This window comes from Serratia sp. HNCC26DJ206 (genome assembly GCF_057180605.1).
Genome location: NZ_JBXUGP010000052.1, coordinates 1 through 16,143 on the forward strand (window position 1 = coordinate 1; position 16,143 = coordinate 16,143).

Annotated in this window: 16 protein-coding genes; 10 read left to right on the plus strand and 6 right to left on the minus strand. The window is 53.9% G+C overall.

Annotated features, from left to right (window positions below; genetic code table 11):
* The 3 genes from AC2A1E_RS22715 to rluA form a co-directional block, all read left to right on the plus strand.
* A partial coding sequence (locus AC2A1E_RS22715; RefSeq protein ID WP_484385627.1) for a DUF1120 domain-containing protein occupies positions 1-570 on the plus strand: 570 nt, incomplete at its 5' end.
* Positions 571-756: 186 nt separating this feature from the next.
* Entirely contained in the window at positions 757-1,563 is an 807-nt protein-coding gene (locus AC2A1E_RS22720; RefSeq protein ID WP_484385628.1) for an alpha/beta hydrolase, read from the plus strand.
* A 363-nt stretch (positions 1,564-1,926) separates the two neighbouring features.
* Entirely contained in the window at positions 1,927-2,547 is a 621-nt protein-coding gene (gene rluA, locus AC2A1E_RS22725) for a bifunctional tRNA pseudouridine(32) synthase/23S rRNA pseudouridine(746) synthase RluA (protein WP_484385629.1), read from the plus strand.
* A gap of 60 nt (positions 2,548-2,607) precedes the next feature.
* On the opposite strand, the gene djlA is transcribed toward rluA, so the two are convergent.
* Positions 2,608-3,441 carry a co-chaperone DjlA gene (gene djlA, locus AC2A1E_RS22730; protein WP_484385630.1) on the minus strand — a complete coding sequence of 278 codons (834 nt, stop codon included), beginning with the start codon at positions 3,439-3,441 and terminating at the stop codon, positions 2,608-2,610.
* A gap of 226 nt (positions 3,442-3,667) precedes the next feature.
* On the opposite strand from djlA, the gene lptD reads away from it, so the two are divergent.
* From lptD to apaH, 6 genes are all read left to right on the plus strand, one after another.
* A complete protein-coding gene (gene lptD / locus AC2A1E_RS22735) occupies positions 3,668-6,031 on the plus strand; it encodes an LPS assembly protein LptD (protein ID WP_484385631.1) in 2,364 nt (787 codons plus the stop codon).
* Between the two features lie 87 nt (positions 6,032-6,118).
* Positions 6,119-7,420, plus strand: a complete 1,302-nt coding sequence (gene surA, locus AC2A1E_RS22740) for a peptidylprolyl isomerase SurA (protein ID WP_484385632.1) — start codon at positions 6,119-6,121, stop codon at positions 7,418-7,420.
* Positions 7,407-8,399 (plus strand): 4-hydroxythreonine-4-phosphate dehydrogenase PdxA, encoded by a 993-nt coding sequence (gene pdxA / locus AC2A1E_RS22745; protein ID WP_484385633.1) that lies wholly within the window; start codon positions 7,407-7,409, stop codon positions 8,397-8,399. Before surA ends, pdxA begins: the two co-directional genes overlap by 14 nt.
* A complete protein-coding gene (rsmA, locus tag AC2A1E_RS22750; RefSeq protein WP_459401255.1) occupies positions 8,392-9,201 on the plus strand; it encodes a 16S rRNA (adenine(1518)-N(6)/adenine(1519)-N(6))-dimethyltransferase RsmA in 810 nt (269 codons plus the stop codon). The genes pdxA and rsmA overlap by 8 nt, the downstream gene beginning before the upstream one ends.
* A 12-nt stretch (positions 9,202-9,213) precedes the next feature.
* On the plus strand, positions 9,214-9,591 hold the full coding sequence (gene apaG / locus AC2A1E_RS22755) for a Co2+/Mg2+ efflux protein ApaG (protein ID WP_459401254.1): 378 nt from the start codon (positions 9,214-9,216) through the stop codon (positions 9,589-9,591).
* Position 9,592: 1 nt separating this feature from the next.
* A complete protein-coding gene (gene apaH / locus AC2A1E_RS22760; protein ID WP_484385634.1) occupies positions 9,593-10,444 on the plus strand; it encodes a bis(5'-nucleosyl)-tetraphosphatase (symmetrical) ApaH in 852 nt (283 codons plus the stop codon).
* 48 nt (positions 10,445-10,492) lie between these two features.
* On the opposite strand, the gene folA is transcribed toward apaH, so the two are convergent.
* The 3 genes from folA to AC2A1E_RS22775 all read right to left on the minus strand — a co-directional run bounded on the left by folA (position 10,493) and on the right by AC2A1E_RS22775 (position 12,420).
* A complete protein-coding gene (folA, locus tag AC2A1E_RS22765) occupies positions 10,493-10,975 on the minus strand; it encodes a type 3 dihydrofolate reductase (RefSeq protein ID WP_459401252.1) in 483 nt (160 codons plus the stop codon).
* Between the two features lie 183 nt (positions 10,976-11,158).
* On the minus strand, positions 11,159-11,623 hold the full coding sequence (locus AC2A1E_RS22770) for a threonine/serine exporter (RefSeq protein WP_459401251.1): 465 nt from the start codon (positions 11,621-11,623) through the stop codon (positions 11,159-11,161).
* Positions 11,620-12,420 carry a threonine/serine exporter family protein gene (locus tag AC2A1E_RS22775; RefSeq protein WP_484385635.1) on the minus strand — a complete coding sequence of 267 codons (801 nt, stop codon included), beginning with the start codon at positions 12,418-12,420 and terminating at the stop codon, positions 11,620-11,622. The genes AC2A1E_RS22770 and AC2A1E_RS22775 overlap by 4 nt, the downstream gene beginning before the upstream one ends.
* Before the next feature lie 127 nt (positions 12,421-12,547).
* Between AC2A1E_RS22775 and AC2A1E_RS22780 the strand changes: the two genes are divergently transcribed.
* Complete coding sequence (locus tag AC2A1E_RS22780; protein ID WP_459401249.1) at positions 12,548-13,162, plus strand: LysE family translocator; 615 nt, start codon at positions 12,548-12,550, stop codon at positions 13,160-13,162.
* 431 nt (positions 13,163-13,593) lie between these two features.
* On the opposite strand, the gene kefC is transcribed toward AC2A1E_RS22780, so the two are convergent.
* The gene (gene kefC / locus AC2A1E_RS22785; protein WP_484385636.1) at positions 13,594-15,450 is read right to left on the minus strand and encodes a glutathione-regulated potassium-efflux system protein KefC; all 1,857 of its coding nucleotides are present in this window, start codon (positions 15,448-15,450) and stop codon (positions 13,594-13,596) included.
* Positions 15,443-16,003, minus strand: coding sequence for a glutathione-regulated potassium-efflux system oxidoreductase KefF (kefF, locus tag AC2A1E_RS22790; protein WP_484385637.1), 561 nt, complete (start codon positions 16,001-16,003; stop codon positions 15,443-15,445). The genes kefC and kefF overlap by 8 nt, the downstream gene beginning before the upstream one ends.
* Positions 16,004-16,143 lie beyond the last annotated feature (140 nt).

Genomic DNA, 16,143 nt, shown 5'->3' on the forward strand with positions numbered 1-16,143 from the left:
TATACCGCCCTGATCCTGGGGCTATTGATCAGCAAGGCAGCTGGTGCCGTTTCCCCCGTAATGGGCGATCCCTCACTTCAGCCGCCCCCCTTGCCGATGGACAGCAGTTGCAACCTGTCTGTCGGGGGCAGTGTGATTGACTACGGCAGCCAATCCCGCTGGCAGATGCAAAGCGCCTCCACCGGGGGTAATGCAGTGACCCCCGGCAAGCGCACCTTGATGCTGAACGTGGTGTGCCCCTACACCCAGACCATGCGCCTGGCGTTGCGTGGGGATTTGCGTTATGGCGAGCGCGGCAGCACGGTGGTCCGCCTGTTTGATGTGCAAATAGACGGCCACAGTGTGCAGGTGGTAAACACCACGCCCACCGGGATGATAAGCGGCACGCCAACCAACGAACAGTTGCTACAGGCGGGCCAAACGGTGGCAGCCGTTCAGAATGGTCAGCTTGCCAAGGGCAAAGTCCTCACGGCGCGCCTGGAGATAGAGCCGACGCTGCCAGAGTCTGAAGCCAGAGTGTCGGCAAGCCGGATGAGTGAATCCACGTTGACGCTGGAGTTGGTGAAGTAGGCGCTTACTACTATTAGCGGCAAAACAGTCCCTCTGGGAGAGGGACTGTTTTGCCGAATCACGATCCATTCCCATCGATAAAGTGAAACACACTTTATGTTTAACAGCCCTAATAAACCGAATGATATGCTCCCCGAAATAAATACATAAAGATAGAGGGATTATATGAAGGAAGTTTACAGAGGAATGTCGCGCAGCCAATTAGATGCAGCTTACAATAACACCAAAGCCGTTAAGAATTTCCCAAAGCTGTTAGAGGAATTTCAGCATAGAAGTGCAAAATTATACGCTGAGAGAAATGCGCAAACCAATATACATTATCACTCATCCCCAAGAACGACTTTTGATTACTTCCCGGCCAATAAAAAAGATTGTCCCACCTTTATCTTTATTCATGGCGGTTACTGGCAAAACTGTAATAAAGAGGATTTTGCTTTTATTGCCCGTGGCATTTTAAACGCGGGTATCAACGTTATTCTTGCTGAATATACTTTGGCCCCAGAAGCATCAATGACGCAGATCGTTGGTGAGATTGGCCAGTTGCTGGACTATTTAAAACAGCATAAGGCAACCTTTAATATCACTGAAGGTAAAGTGTGCCTGGGCGGCCATTCTGCGGGCGGGCATTTAACGGCGCTCTATCGTAATCACCCTCTGATTTCACACTCAATGCCTATCAGTGCACTGGTCGATTTACAGCCTATCCGCTTATGCTGGCTGAATGACAAGCTGTCATTGACCCATAGCGAGATCGAAAAATACAGCCCGCTTCATCAGCCAATAAAAGGTGGGCCAACGACGATCCATGTCGGCGGCGGGGAACTGCCTGAATTAATCCGGCATTCTAAAGAACTTTATACCGCACTAAAAGAAGCCGGTGACGATGTTATCTACCAGGAGGTCGGCAATGATGACCATTTCTCGCAACTGTATGAGTTTGAGCGACCAGAGGGTGTACTTGTTAAATCATTAAAGGATCTCGTTGAGAGATAATAGAAAAAGAACTGTGCCATATTAAACACTTTTATAATAGGTAAAAGTTAAAGACAGGCATCTCATCATTTCTATCTCAATAATTATGATAAATGCCTGCATATAAAACCGCTCATCCATAGCGATGCTGAGATATACTCGCCATCATTAAGCCTGGAGGGTTGTTGTCTGCATCTATTCTCCTTCGTCACATCTGTTTTCTATGCTCCGGCGACTCTCACACTTGCAACCTAACTCGAATTATTTCGAGTATATATGGATAAGGACTGCCCTTATCCACTATCATTCAGGCAGTCCTCACCTGCTAACCAGCAAAAAAGACATGGCATTGAAGTCAATAAAACCATCTATAAACAGGTACCTATGATAGTAATTCATCAGGATGAGCACATCATCGTGGTCAATAAGCCTAGCGGACTGCTTTCCGTTCCAGGCCGTGCGCCCGAAAACAAAGACAGCGTGATGACGCGCATCCAGGTCGATTTCCCCGCCGCTGAATCGGTGCATCGTCTGGATATGGCCACCAGCGGGGTGATTGTGGTTGCACTGAATAAAGCCGCAGAACGCGAGCTTAAGCGCCAGTTCCGCGAGCGTGAACCACAGAAATCCTATATCGCCCGCGTGTGGGGGCATATGGAACATGACGAGGGGCTGGTGGATTTACCGCTGATCTGTGATTGGCCAAACCGGCCGCTGCAAAAGGTGTGTTTCGAAACCGGCAAAGCGGCACAGACTGAGTATCAGGTGCTTTCTCGGGATGCTGACGGCAGTACGCGGGTACTGCTGAAGCCGATCACCGGGCGTTCGCACCAGTTGCGTGTTCATATGCTGGCGCTGGGGCACCCGATCCTGGGGGACGGTTTTTACGCACATCCTGAAGCCAAGGCGATGGCACCACGCCTACAGTTGCACGCGCAAGAGTTGCGTATCACCCATCCGGCATTCCAAACGCCGCTGCATTTTCGTGCGGAACCGGATTTCTGATCTCAATAAAGAGGGGCCCGGTTAACCAGGCCCCTCTTTATATATCTATGTCTAAATAAGCTACTTGAAGCCTTTCTCGCGCTTGATCAGGTCATAGGCTGCCTGAATCTCCTGCGCTTTCTGCTTGGCCATCTCCATCATTTCCGGCGGCAAGCCCTTCGCCACCAGTTTATCCGGATGATGTTCACCCATCAGTTTGCGGTAGGCTCGCTTGATAATAGCCGCATCGTCAGTGCTGTTGACGCCCAGCACTTTACAGGCATCCTCCAGCGTCGGGCCGCGCTGCGCCTGCTGGTAACCGCCGTGCGAGTAGTTCCCTTGTTGCCCCTGCCAGCTACCGCCGCCAAACTGACGTCCGCCTTCCATCATGCTGAGGAACTGGTCGAACTGCGCGCGTGAAATCCCCAGCTCTTCGGCGATCACATACAGCACCTGCCTTTCGTTCGGATGCAGTGATCCATCGGCAAAAGCCGCCTGGATCTGAATTTCCAGAAACATCCGAATCAGATCAAAACGCCCAAAACAGATGCTGCGGAACTGCTGCAACGTTTCACGCAGCGGAAACTGGCTCTGCTTACCTTCGCGAAACGCCTGCTGCGCCGCAGTACGGGCCTCGCCGTGCAGTTGCAGGCGATCCATAAACAGGCTGGCGATCTGAATATCGGCTTCGGTAACGCGTCCTTTTGATTTGGTCAGGTGGCCCATCACCTGAAAAGTCGTGCGGAAGAACAGCGTCTGCCGCGTTTGCTGGTCGGTAAAAAAGCCTCGACTGCGCTTGTTATTACGCGCGGTATCGATCATATGGCCGACAATCAGCCCCAACACTACACCCCAGAATCCCGCGCCAGACCAAATGGCAACAATCACTCCGAGCAGTTTGCCCCAATACTGCATAGGCTCCTCAATTATCAACCGCAAACCGCACATTCCCCTCCGTTTCACGCAAGGGTTAAGGCGCTTTTTCCCAAGATTTCGATTATCATACCTGTCATTTATCTCTGCGCCTAACGACGACGCAGTCAAACTGCAGGATTTAACACTAGCGCAACGCCGATGAGTAATATAGTCTCTGACCGTTTGCCGGACATGAGCCTCTGATGACGGAACACCAAAACTGCGTATGAAAAAAAGTTTCCCAACACTGCTGGCCACACTGATTTGGACGGCACTTTACAGCCAGCATGCACTGGCTGATCTGGCTGAGCAATGTATGCTCGGCGTACCTACTTACGATAAACCTGTCATCATCGGCGACCCCAACAGCCTCCCCGTGACCATCCTTGCTGATGACTCACAGTCCAGCTACCCGAGCAGTGCCCTGTTTAGCGGTAACGTCAACATCCAACAGGGTAACAGTACGCTGACGGCGGAACAGGTTGAAATGAACCAGACGCAAAAAGCGGGGCAGCCTGATCCTATCCGTACCGTCACTGCCACTGGCAATGTGCATTACGATGATAATCAGATCAAACTGAAAGGCCCGAAAGCCTGGTCAAACCTGAACACCAAAGACACCGACGTGTATAAAGGTGACTACCAGATGGTGGGCCGACAGGGGCGCGGTGACGCCGACAAAATGAAGATGCGTGGCCAGAACCGCTACACCATTCTGGAAAATGGCACCTTTACCTCCTGCTTGCCGGGCGATAACAGCTGGAGCGTAGTAGGCTCTGAAGTGATCCACGATCGCGAAGAGGAAGTGGCCGAAATCTGGAATGCCCGCTTCAAGATTGGCGGTGTACCGGTATTTTACAGCCCCTATATGCAACTGCCAGTAGGCAGCAAACGCCGCTCAGGTTTCCTGATCCCGAACGCCAAATATGGCAGCAACAACGGCTTCGAGTTCACGTTGCCGTATTACTGGAACATCGCGCCAAACTTTGATGCCACTATTACGCCACATTATATGACCCAGCGTGGCCTGCAGTGGCAGAACGAATTCCGCTACCTGCTGCAACCGGGCCTGGGTACCCTGGCATTGGACTGGCTGCCAAGCGATCGCCAGTTTGAGAACGATCACGGCGAAATGGACGACAGCAAACGCTGGCTGTTCTATTGGGGTCATAGCGGCGTGATGGATAAGGTGTGGCGTTTCAACATCGATTACACCAAAGTCAGCGATCCCTATTACTTCACCGATCTGGATTCCAAATACGGTGCAACGACCGATGGCTATGCTACGCAGAAATTCAGCGCCGGTTATGCCAATGAAAACTGGGATGCCACGCTGGCATCAAAACAGTTCCAGATTTTCAGCGGGGTCGGTAACCAGAATGCTTACCGGGCGCAGCCCCAGTTGGACCTCAACTATTATAAAACCGATATCGGCCCGTTTGATTTGCACACTTACGGCCAAGTGGCCAAATTCTCCAGTGTGAATCCGAACAACCCGGAAACCACCCGTTGGCATGTTGAACCGGCGATCAATCTGCCGCTGGCGAACAGTTGGGGCAGCCTGAACACCGAAGCCAAAGTGATGGCTACGCACTACCAACAGGATATTCCGAAAAGTTTTGCCACGGACTATGCAGGCCGCACCGGTAACGCTGCGCCAAATCTCGACGGTTCGGTCAACCGAATCCTGCCGCAGCTAAAAACCGATGGCAAAGTGGTGTTTGAACGCCCAATGGACTGGGTGCAAGACTATACCCAGACCATTGAGCCACGGATGCAGTATCTGTATGTTCCGTATCGCGATCAAAGCAACATCTATACCTATGACTCAACGCTGCTGCAAACCGACTACTCCGGTCTGTTCCGCGACCGCTCATACAGCGGGTTGGATCGCATCGCTTCACAGAATCGTCTGGCAACCGGTGTTACATCGCGTATTTATGATGATGCGCTAGTTGAACGTTTCAATGCTTCTGTTGGTCAAATCTATTACCTCAACCGTTCGCGGACGGGGGATAAAAGCAGTAGCTTTGATAACAATGATGATACCGGCAGCGTAGTATGGGCTGGTGACACCTATTGGAAGATTGACGATCGCTGGGGCCTGCGGGGCGGGGTGCAGTACGACACCCGTCTTAATAGCGTTGCATTAGGTGATTCAGTGATTGAATACCGCAAAGATGCAAACCGTATGCTTCAGTTGAACTACCGTTATGCCAGCTCGGAATATATTGCGGCAACCTTGCCGGGGATTAAAAACCCAGGCTATCAGGACGGTATTTCGCAGGTCGGGACCGTTGCCAGTTGGCCGATCGCTGATCGTTGGGCCGTCGTAGGGGCTTATTACTATGATACCCGTGCGAAGCAGACGGCTAACCAGTTGGTGGGCGTGCGTTACAACACCTGCTGCTGGGCGGTTAACCTGGGATACGAACGGAAAATTACCGATTGGGATGCCGGGAACCAGACCAGTAAATATGACAACAAAGTTTCATTCAACATCGAACTCCGTGGCCTGAGCAACGATCATAGCCTAGGCACCACGGAAATGCTGCGCTCCGGCATCTTGCCTTACCAGCGCGCATTCTGATGTATACCCGCAGGTAAGCGGGTATATTGAACACCTTGAAAAACGACAACTTTCACCCGCATTTGCGGACTAAATAATGGGAAATGTATGAAGAACTGGAGAACGCTTCTTCTCGGATTGGTGGTTTGTGCCAATACCGCGTTCGCAGCACCCCAAGAAGTGGATAAAGTCGCCGCCGTCGTGGATAACGGTGTGGTACTTGAGAGCGACGTGAACGGTTTAATGCAATCCGTGAAACTTAACGCACAGCAGGCTGGCCAGCAGTTGCCAGACGACAAAACGTTGCGTCACCAGATCATTGAACGTTTGATCATGGATAACATCCTGTTGCAGATGGCGCAAAAGATGGGAATTACCGCTTCTGATGCCGATCTGGACAAAGCGATTACCGATATCGCCGCTCAGAACAAAATGAGCCTCGATCAAATGCGTACTCGCCTGGCGGCTGAAGGTTTGAACTACAACACCTATCGCGCGCAAATCCGCAAAGAAATGCTGATCTCGGAAGTGCGTAATAATGAAGTACGCCGCCGTGTCACTATTCTGCCTCAGGAAGTCGACGCACTGGCTAAACAGGTGGGTGCTCAGAACGGTGGCGATACTGAGGTCAACCTCAGCCACATTCTGATCCCGCTGCCGGAAAACCCGTCGCAAAAACAGGTCGATGAAGCCGAAGCGCTGACAAAACGCCTGGTGGGTGAAATCAACGGCGGTGCCGACTTCGGTAAGCTGGCGATCACCTACTCTGCCGACTCTCAGGCGCTGAAAGGCGGCCAGATGGGCTGGGGTAAGCTGCAAGAAATGCCTACGCTGTTCGCAGAAAGGCTGATTAGCGCCAAGAAAGGCGATGTTGTCGGCCCGATCCGTTCCGGTGTCGGTTTCCACATTCTGAAAGTGAACGATATGCGCGGGGGCAACCAGTCCATTTCGGTGACCGAAGTGCATGCTCGTCATATTCTGCTGAAGCCTTCCGTGGTGATGACCGACGATCAGGCGCGCGCAAAATTGCAGGAAGTGGCCGCTGCCATCAAGAGTGGTACGGCGAAGTTTGAAGATGAAGCCAAACAGCTTTCGCAGGATCCGGGTTCTGCACTCCAGGGCGGCGATCTGGGCTGGTCCTCTCCAGACATGTACGATCCTGCCTTCCGTGATGCGCTGATGAAGCTGCAGAAAGGTGAAGTCAGTGAACCGGTACACTCTTCTTTCGGCTGGCATCTGATCCAACTGTTGGATACCCGCCAAGTGGATAAAACCGACGCGGCGCAGAAAGATCGTGCTTACCGCATGCTGTTCAACCGCAAGTTTGCCGAAGAAGCGCAAACCTGGATGCAGGAACAACGTGCCGCTGCTTACGTGAAGATCCTCGATGGAAGCAATGCACAACAATAAACGAATCGTAATCACCCCCGGCGAACCTGCCGGGGTTGGGCCGGATTTGGTGGCAGTGCTGGCGCAACAGGATTGGCCTGTTGAACTGGTGGTGTGTGCCGATCCGGCCTTGTTGCTTGAACGCGCCCGGCTGTTACAGCTGCCGTTGATGCTGCGTGACTATCAACCCGCACATCCGGCACAACCACAACGCGCAGGCACACTGACGATCCTCCCTGTAAACGCCGCCACAACCGTGGTACCGGGTGAGCTGAACGTTGCCAACAGCGCTTACGTCGTCGAGACTCTGGCACGCGCCTGCGATGGCTGCCTGAATGGCGAGTTTGCCGCACTGATTACCGGGCCGGTTAACAAAAGCGTGATCAACGACGGTGGGCTGCCGTTTACCGGCCACACCGAATTCTTTGCCGATCGCAGTCATTGCGATCGCGTGGTGATGATGCTGGCGACCGAAGAGCTGCGCGTTGCGCTGGCCACCACGCACCTGCCGCTGTTGGCGGTGCCGGGTGCCATTACGCAGCAGAGCCTGTTTGAGGTGATCACCATTCTCGACAGCGATCTGAAGAGTAAATTTGGCATCAAACAGCCGCAGATCTACGTCTGTGGGCTGAACCCGCACGCCGGGGAAGGCGGCCATATGGGCCGTGAAGAGCTGGATGTGATCATTCCGGCCCTCGACACTCTGCGCAGCCACGGCATCAACCTGATCGGCCCATTACCGGCAGATACGCTGTTCCAGCCCAAATATCTGCAACATGCAGATGCCGTGCTGGCGATGTATCACGATCAGGGCCTGCCAGTGCTAAAATACCAAGGGTTTGGCCGGGCGGTGAATATCACTCTCGGTTTGCCTTTTATCCGTACCTCGGTCGACCATGGTACCGCGTTGGAACTGGCTGGCACCGGCACCGCCGATGCAGGCAGCTTCAAAACGGCCTTAAATCTCGCCATTAAAATGATAATTAATTGTAATGAATAATAGAGTCCACCAAGGGCATTTTGCCCGCAAACGCTTTGGACAGAACTTTTTAACCGATCAGTTTGTCATCGATAGCATTGTTTCGGCCATTCATCCTCAGCCGGGTGAAGCGGTCATTGAGATCGGCCCCGGCTTAGGGGCGCTGACCGAACCGGTTGGCGCACGTATGGATCGCATGACGGTGATCGAACTGGATCGCGATCTGGCGGCTCGCTTAGCCGTGCATCCACAGTTGAAAGACAAACTGACGATCCACCAGCAAGACGCCATGACGGTCAACTTCGCCGAACTGGCTGAAGAAGCAGGTCAGTCGCTGCGCGTATTCGGCAACCTGCCGTATAACATTTCGACGCCGCTGATGTTCCATCTTTTCAGCTATACTTCCGCTATTCACGACATGCACTTCATGTTGCAAAAGGAAGTGGTAAACCGTCTGGTTGCCGGCCCGAACAGCAAAGCTTACGGGCGTTTAACCGTGATGGCGCAGTATTATTGCAACGTTATTCCGGTGCTGGAAGTGCCGCCTACCGCGTTCGCTCCACCACCTAAAGTCGATTCCGCCGTGGTCCGTTTGGTGCCACACCGCGAGATCCCGCATCCGGTTGGTGATGTCCGTATGTTAAGCCGCATCACCACCCAGGCGTTTAACCAGCGCAGGAAAACGGTCCGCAACAGCCTGGGCGATCTGTTTACCCCAGAACAGTTGACGGAACTCGGCGTCGATCCGACGCTCAGAGCAGAAAATATTTCTGTAGCGCAGTACTGCAAGCTGGCAAATTGGCTTTCAGCGCAGCAGCAATAAGGAGTAGTCGCCATGATTGATTCGCCCCGCGTATGTATTCAGGTACAAAGTATTTATGTGGAATCACAGTCGATACCTGAGGAAGAGCGTTACGTCTTCGCTTATACCATTACCATCCGTAATCTGGGGCGTTTCGACGTGCAACTACTTGGCCGTTACTGGCTGATTACCAACAGTAACGGTCGTCAAACCGAAGTGCAGGGTGAAGGCGTGATCGGTGAACAGCCGATTATCCAGCCCGGCAGCGAATTTCAATATACCAGCGGTGCCGTTCTCGAAACGCCGTTGGGCACCATGGAAGGCCACTACGAGATGGTTGATCACCAAGGTCAAACGTTCCGCACTGAGATTCCGGTGTTCCGTTTAGCCATTCCAGCGTTGATTCATTAATATGTCGACCTATCTTATCGGTGATATTCATGGCTGCCTCGATGAACTGCAGGCGCTGTTAGCCCAGGTTTCTTTCGATCCGCAGCACGACCAACTGTGGCTAACGGGCGATCTGGTCGCTCGCGGCCCCGCTTCGCTTGAGGTCTTGCGCTATGTGCGCTCGCTCGGGCCCGCCGTGCGTATGGTGTTGGGTAATCACGATCTGCATTTGCTGGCGGTGTATGCGGGTATCAGTCGCAACAAACCCAAAGATCTTCTCACACCGCTGCTGGAAGCCCCCGATCGGGACGAACTGATTAACTGGCTGCGCCGCCAGCCGGTATTGCAGGTGGATGATGAGCGTAAGCTGATCATGGGCCATGCCGGTATCACCCCGCAGTGGGATATCGACACCGCGCAGACATGCGCGCGTGAAGTGGAGGCGGTGTTAAGCAGCGACAGCTATCCGCTGTTTCTGGATGCCATGTACGGCGATATGCCAAACAACTGGAGCCCGGAGCTGAGCGGGCTGGCGCGCCTGCGTTTCAGTACCAATGCCCTGACGCGCATGCGTTATTGCTTCCCGAACGGTCAGCTAGACATGATCTGCAAAGATGCGCCGGGCAGTGCGCCTTCGCCATTGAAACCCTGGTTTGAGCTGCCGCGCCTGGTTGATCCCGATTACACCATTATTTTTGGTCATTGGGCGTCATTGGAAGGCAAAGGTACGCCGGAAGGGGTGATCGGGCTGGATACCGGTTGCTGCTGGGGAGGCGATCTCACGCTGTTACGTTGGGAAGACAAACAGTACTTTACCCAACCCTCCAGCCGTCGCGAAGCGATGGACGGCTTGGATACGCTGGCAGCCTTTTAATAAAACAAATTGGGCACCCTTGGGTGCCCAATTTGTTCTCTAGCCAACTCAGCGGCGTTCCAAAATCTCAAAGCAATAACCGTGAGAATTCAGTTCGTCAGCGTCATGGAACTCGCTGAACGACGTTTCCCACTCATCGGGTTCATAATCCGGGAAGTGGGTATCACCCTCAACTTCGGCATCAATATGCGTCAAGTACAGTCGGTTGGCACGAGCCAGAAACTGGCTATAAACCCGGCCGCCGCCCATCACCATGACTTCTTCCACCTGACCGGCCGCAGCCAGCGCTTCATCCAGAGAAGTGACCCAGGTCACCTCGGCTTCATTACCGGGTTGGCTACTCAAAACGATATTATGCCGGCCCGGCAGTGGGCGCCCAATGGACTCAAAGGTCTTACGACCCATAATAACCGGCTTATTCAACGTATTACGTTTAAACCACGCTAAATCCGCTGGCAGGTGCCACGGCATGGCGTTTTCCATACCAATTACGCGATCCGCCGCCAAGGCAGCGATCAGGCTGATAATCATTGTTTAACCCTGTGTAGGCAGCAAAATTGTTCACACTATACGTAAAGCCCCTGCTAGCGTCGATAGGCTAATCATGCAATATGAATATATAAGATAGCTCCTATTAGGCTCATTAATATCCAGCGTTCAACACCCGATGAGTTTCAAGCCACCACAAAGCGGCAGCCTGAAATCACGCTGGGCTTAAACCCCCGGACGTTTACGGTATAGCCACAGCCCCGGTACCGATAGGCCGATCGACAACGCACCGACGATAAAACAGGCCTTGAGGAAGTTGGAAATCATTACCGACATCAATGCTTCGCTGTACCCCAGATGCGAAATCTCCACCACGCTGATCATCGCGGTATACGCAGAGATTCCGGGGAACATCGGGATCACCGCCGCAACGGTAAAAACCTTCGGATGAGCCAACAGCCAGCGTGACCACTGGATGCCGATAATACCGATCAGAATGGCCGCCAGAAACGAAGCCCACTCGATGTTCATGCCAAAATGCATCATCAACATACGCGAACCATGGCCCACCGCGCCAAGCAGGGCGCAGTAACGCAGCGCGCGCGCGGGCACGTTGAACACCATGGCAAACCCCAACGCTGGCACCGCAGCCAACAGCATATCCTGCAAGAGTGCCCAGAGCAGACTCATGACCACCCCCGCAGATCCCACAGCGACATGGCCATCACCACGCCAATACAGGTCGCCAGCGTCAGCAGGCTAGCCATCGCCCAACGTGCCAACCCGGTATTTACATGGCCCTTGAACATATCAGCCACCGCGTTAATCAGCGGGAACCCCGGCACCAGCAGCAGGACGCTGGCCGCCATCGCCACGCTTGAAGTCTGGCTGAATATCGGTAGCCGCAGCAATAGGCCGGAAACCGACGTGGCGACAAACGCCGTCAGGCAAAAGTTAATCAACGGATTCATATGGCGGGCCGTAAGCATCTGGCGCACAAACATCGCCACCCCACTGGCCAAGAAAGTGACGGCAAAAGCATCCGCGCCACCGCCATTCAGCACGCTGAAACAGCCGCACGACAAAGCCACCATCAGCACCACCAGCCCACGCGGATATCGCAACGGGCGGATCTTGTCAAAGCGCCGCGCCACATCCTGCGCATCCGCCAGGCGATGCTCGGCGAGGATCACAATATGCTGAACCTCGGTGACGATCTGCATATTGATACCGCGATCGACATTCTTACGCGTGGTCGTCAGGCAGGCATCATTACTGATGGTGGTCAGCACCACGGCATTGGCCGAAATCGAGCTTTCCACGCTGTCCATGCCGAGCGCCAGGCCCAGACGGGTTGATAACTGTTCCACCACCATGCTTTCCGCACCATGCTGCAATAACAGCAATGCGCACTGAATACACAGGCGGGTGATGTCACGCTGCTGCCGGTGTACGCCCGGCATTTCACTGGCTAATTCCTGCTTCATAGTCCCCAACCACTCCCCTTAATGAATGTTCATCATATAACCAAAGATGACTGCAATAGGTTGATGCGCATCAGGGGGAGTCGCGTTATTATCAGCGCGGTTATGCCTTTTCCTCTGAGACACCATTATGCTTGAAACTTCATTATTCGTTGCCGGTATCGCCACGCTGGGGATGCTTTCGCCTGGGCCAGATTTCTTTCTGGTGATTAAAAATGCCGCCCGTTATCGGCGTTTGGCAGCAATGATGACCGCATTCGGCGTGATTTGTGGCGTCGCCACCCATATGTCTTACTGCGTCGCTGGGCTGGCAGTGGTGATCACCACCACGCCGTGGCTGTTCAATGTGCTGAAATATGCCGGGGCGGTCTATCTGATCTGGGTGGGCATTCAGGCACTGCGCTCGCACGGTAGCAGCAAAATGAACATCAGCAGCCTGCCTCAGCAGCAGGTCAGCCTGAAAAGCGCCTTTGTGCAGGGCTATCTGTGTAACCTGCTCAACCCGAAAGCCACGCTGTTCTTCCTGGCGGTGTTTACTCAGGTACTGCAAATCAATTCCGGTATCGGCGAAAAGCTGTGGTACGCAGGGATTATTTTCGGCCTTTCAGCCATCTGGTGGCCGGTGCTGGTGTTTTTGATCCAGAGCGGGCCGGTACGCCGTGGGCTGGAAAAAACGCAAAAAGTGGTCGACAAATTATTGGGTGGGATGCTGATCGCTCTCGGGATTAAAGTCGCCCTGAGTTGAATAGACTGCCTGGTCTTCTCTTGGTGGATTGTCTCTTATACACAACGTGTTCGTCTCTGTAAGTCAGGTGTAATGGGAATTGCCGTAAAAAGATCATAATCCGATGAAACAATAATGGACGGCAATTGCAGGGCCCAAGGCGGGGCCCTGCACCCGCGCCAACGCTTAACACCCGAATCTGTGAGTAACGGGCAAATTTTACAATGCTATTGATAACAGCGTGTCAAACCCTGTTGTTGGTGAGATGAGCACTGATGTTGAAGCCATTGAAAGCGCTGAACGCAGACACGGCGCATAAGCGACCACGCCACGGACGGCGCGTTCATCACATTGCCAAGTGAACACAACATGTTTAGCGACCGAAATAAACGCTCATTCCCCTACCTCAAGATCTGATCAAGAGACAGCTTGGTGGACGAGGGCCAAAAAACTCATCCCCCTTTCGCTTCTACCACCTCTTCCTCGGGCGCTTTGCCGTCAATACTGCCGCGCCAGCCGGTCTGCTGTACACGCACCAGCCGCATCTGATCCTGTTCGATAGCCGCCGACAGCATCTCTTTCGCCCGTTGCAGGCTGGCGATGCGGAATTCGGTATCTTGGTAATTTTCCAGCGTATCTTCCAGCATCTTCAGGTTATAGCGACGGAAAGTATCGGCCTTCTCTCGGGCTTCGTAAGCATCCAGCCCCAATAATTCCAGCGTTTCACGCCCGATGCGCAAAGAACTTTCAAAGGTTTCACGCTCCAGGTTTTCTACCCCCAACTGCCGCAACTGGTACCAGTGATCCACATCGCGGGCGCGTGCCACCACCTTCAGATGCGGGAAATGACGCTTGGCCAGTTCAGTCAGTTGCAGGTTGGCTTCCACATCATCAATGGCGTTGATCAGGATTTTGGCATGCGCCGCGCCAGCCGCTTCCAACAGATCGACACGCGTGGCATCGCCATAAAACACCTTGGTGCCGAATTTGCGCAGCGTTTCGATATGATCAGGATCGTGATCCAACACCACGGTATGCACCCCATTAGCCAGCAGCATACGGCCTGCGATCTGGCCGAAACGGCCAAACCCGGCGATGATCACGCTGGCATTTTCCTCGTCGATCTCGTCCGCTGGGCGATCGTCTTTCGGCGCATTCCTTTCCAAATAGGCCGCGATCACCAGCAGCAACGGGGTCGCCGCCATCGAAAGCGCTACCGCCAGCGTCAGCGATTTGGCCCATTCCTGTGGCAGCACGCCCGCCATCTGCGCGGCACCCAAGATCACAAAGGCAAACTCACTGCCCTGCCCCAACAAAATGGCAAACAGCCCGCGCTGGCGCTTCGGCACGCCAAGGAGCGGTGCCACCAGCCACAGCAGCAGCGCCTTCAGCAGCATAAAACCCAGCAATAACGACGCAATCAACAGCGGGTGATGGAACAGGGTGCCAAAATCAATCGACATCCCAACGCCGATAAAGAACAGGCCGAGCAGCAACCCCTTAAACGGCTGAATATCGCTTTCCAGCGCGTGACGATATTCGGAGCTGGCCAGCAGCACACCGGCGAGAAACGCTCCCATCGCCATCGAAAGACCGGCCATTTCCAGCAGGATGCCGAAGCCAAACACCAGGAACAGCGCCACGGCGCTGAACACTTCACGCATGCCGGAGCGCGCAACAAAATGCAGCAATGGCCGGGTCACGTAGCGCCCCAGCAATATCACAGCCGCCAACGCGCCCACCACTTTGGCGGCAGACAACGCAAAAGCGCCCAACGTGGTCGCCGCGCCGCTGCTGGCCAGCAGCGGGATCATCGCCACCAGCGGGATCGCCGCAATATCCTGAAACAGTAATACCGCAAACGAACTGCGGCCAATCGGCGATGGGGTTAAATTACGTTCGCTCATCGCCTGCATGGCAATGGCCGTCGAGGACAGTGCCAACGTCAGACCGATCAGCAGCGCCACTTTCCAGTCCAGCCCCAGAAAGTAACAGAAGGCACTCAATACCAGCCCGCAGCCCACCATCTGCAAACTGCCGCCGCCGAATACCGAGGCGCGCAGCGTCCACAACCGCTGGGGATCCAGCTCCAGACCGATGATAAACAGCATCAGCACCACGCCGATTTCGGCGAAGGTCAGGATCGATTCAGCATCAGAAACCAGCTTCAATCCCCAAGGGCCAATAATGCAGCCAGCAATCAGGTAACCCAGCACCGAGCCCAAACCAAGCCGCACGGCAATCGGCACGAACAGCGCGGCCGATCCGAGATAGATCAGCCCTTCAATCATCATATTGTGATTATCCATGCGCTTGCTCCTGCTCTGCCGCCGCTTCACCGTGCTCCAGCAGATATTGTACCAACCGCTGGCGGTAAGCCTCGCCCGCCGCAATCAGCGCCGGTTCGTTGCAGGTAAAGGTGTTATGCACCGCAAAGTACGGCTGCCACTTCATCCCGCAATAAATGGCCGTAGCCTGCAACGGCTGAGCCAGGGCGGCAAAATTAGGGTAATCACCCAGCGCAAAATGCTGTTCGTCACCGCCGCTGGTTACCACCCACAAGCAGTCTTTACCCACCAGCGCATTACCGTCGTGACCATAGGCCCAGCCGTGCTCCAACACTTTGTCGATCCACAGCTTCAGCAACGGCGGCTGACTGTACCACTGCATCGGGTGTTGCAGGACCACCATATCGGCCTGTTCCAACGCCCGCTGTTCAGCGCTGATATCGATATTGAAATCTGGATACAGCTCATACAGCGCGCGGATTTCCACACCGGGAATGTCTTTTACCGCCTGCAACAGGCGCTGATTGGCATGGGAATGCCGGGGATAGGGATGGGCATAAATAATCAGGATCATGTGCTTCTCGTCGTTTCGTGCCTTACATCAAGCGTACATCGTGACAGTTTACGGTGGGATTAATAGCGGAAATTTTTATTGAGAATGGGCAAAAGGGTTGATGAAGATGAAAAGAAAAAGGACGGGGTATAAGCCCGTCC

Bases quoted from the DNA above. Each gene is read 5' to 3' on its own strand.
- surA (WP_484385632.1), top strand. From the start codon at position 6,119: ATGAAGAACTGGAGAACGCTTCTTCTCGGATTGGTGGTTTGTGCCAAT.
- apaG (WP_459401254.1), top strand. From the start codon at position 9,214: ATGATTGATTCGCCCCGCGTATGTATTCAGGTACAAAGTATTTATGTG.
- kefC (WP_484385636.1), bottom strand. From the start codon at position 15,450: ATGGATAATCACAATATGATGATTGAAGGGCTGATCTATCTCGGATCG.
- AC2A1E_RS22775 (WP_484385635.1), bottom strand. From the start codon at position 12,420: ATGAAGCAGGAATTAGCCAGTGAAATGCCGGGCGTACACCGGCAGCAG.
- pdxA (WP_484385633.1), top strand. From the start codon at position 7,407: ATGCACAACAATAAACGAATCGTAATCACCCCCGGCGAACCTGCCGGG.
- lptD (WP_484385631.1), top strand. From the start codon at position 3,668: ATGAAAAAAAGTTTCCCAACACTGCTGGCCACACTGATTTGGACGGCA.
- AC2A1E_RS22780 (WP_459401249.1), top strand. From the start codon at position 12,548: ATGCTTGAAACTTCATTATTCGTTGCCGGTATCGCCACGCTGGGGATG.
- djlA (WP_484385630.1), bottom strand. From the start codon at position 3,441: ATGCAGTATTGGGGCAAACTGCTCGGAGTGATTGTTGCCATTTGGTCT.
- rluA (WP_484385629.1), top strand. From the start codon at position 1,927: ATGATAGTAATTCATCAGGATGAGCACATCATCGTGGTCAATAAGCCT.
- folA (WP_459401252.1), bottom strand. From the start codon at position 10,975: ATGATTATCAGCCTGATCGCTGCCTTGGCGGCGGATCGCGTAATTGGT.
- AC2A1E_RS22770 (WP_459401251.1), bottom strand. From the start codon at position 11,623: ATGAGTCTGCTCTGGGCACTCTTGCAGGATATGCTGTTGGCTGCGGTG.
- apaH (WP_484385634.1), top strand. From the start codon at position 9,593: ATGTCGACCTATCTTATCGGTGATATTCATGGCTGCCTCGATGAACTG.
- kefF (WP_484385637.1), bottom strand. From the start codon at position 16,003: ATGATCCTGATTATTTATGCCCATCCCTATCCCCGGCATTCCCATGCC.
- rsmA (WP_459401255.1), top strand. From the start codon at position 8,392: ATGAATAATAGAGTCCACCAAGGGCATTTTGCCCGCAAACGCTTTGGA.
- AC2A1E_RS22720 (WP_484385628.1), top strand. From the start codon at position 757: ATGTCGCGCAGCCAATTAGATGCAGCTTACAATAACACCAAAGCCGTT.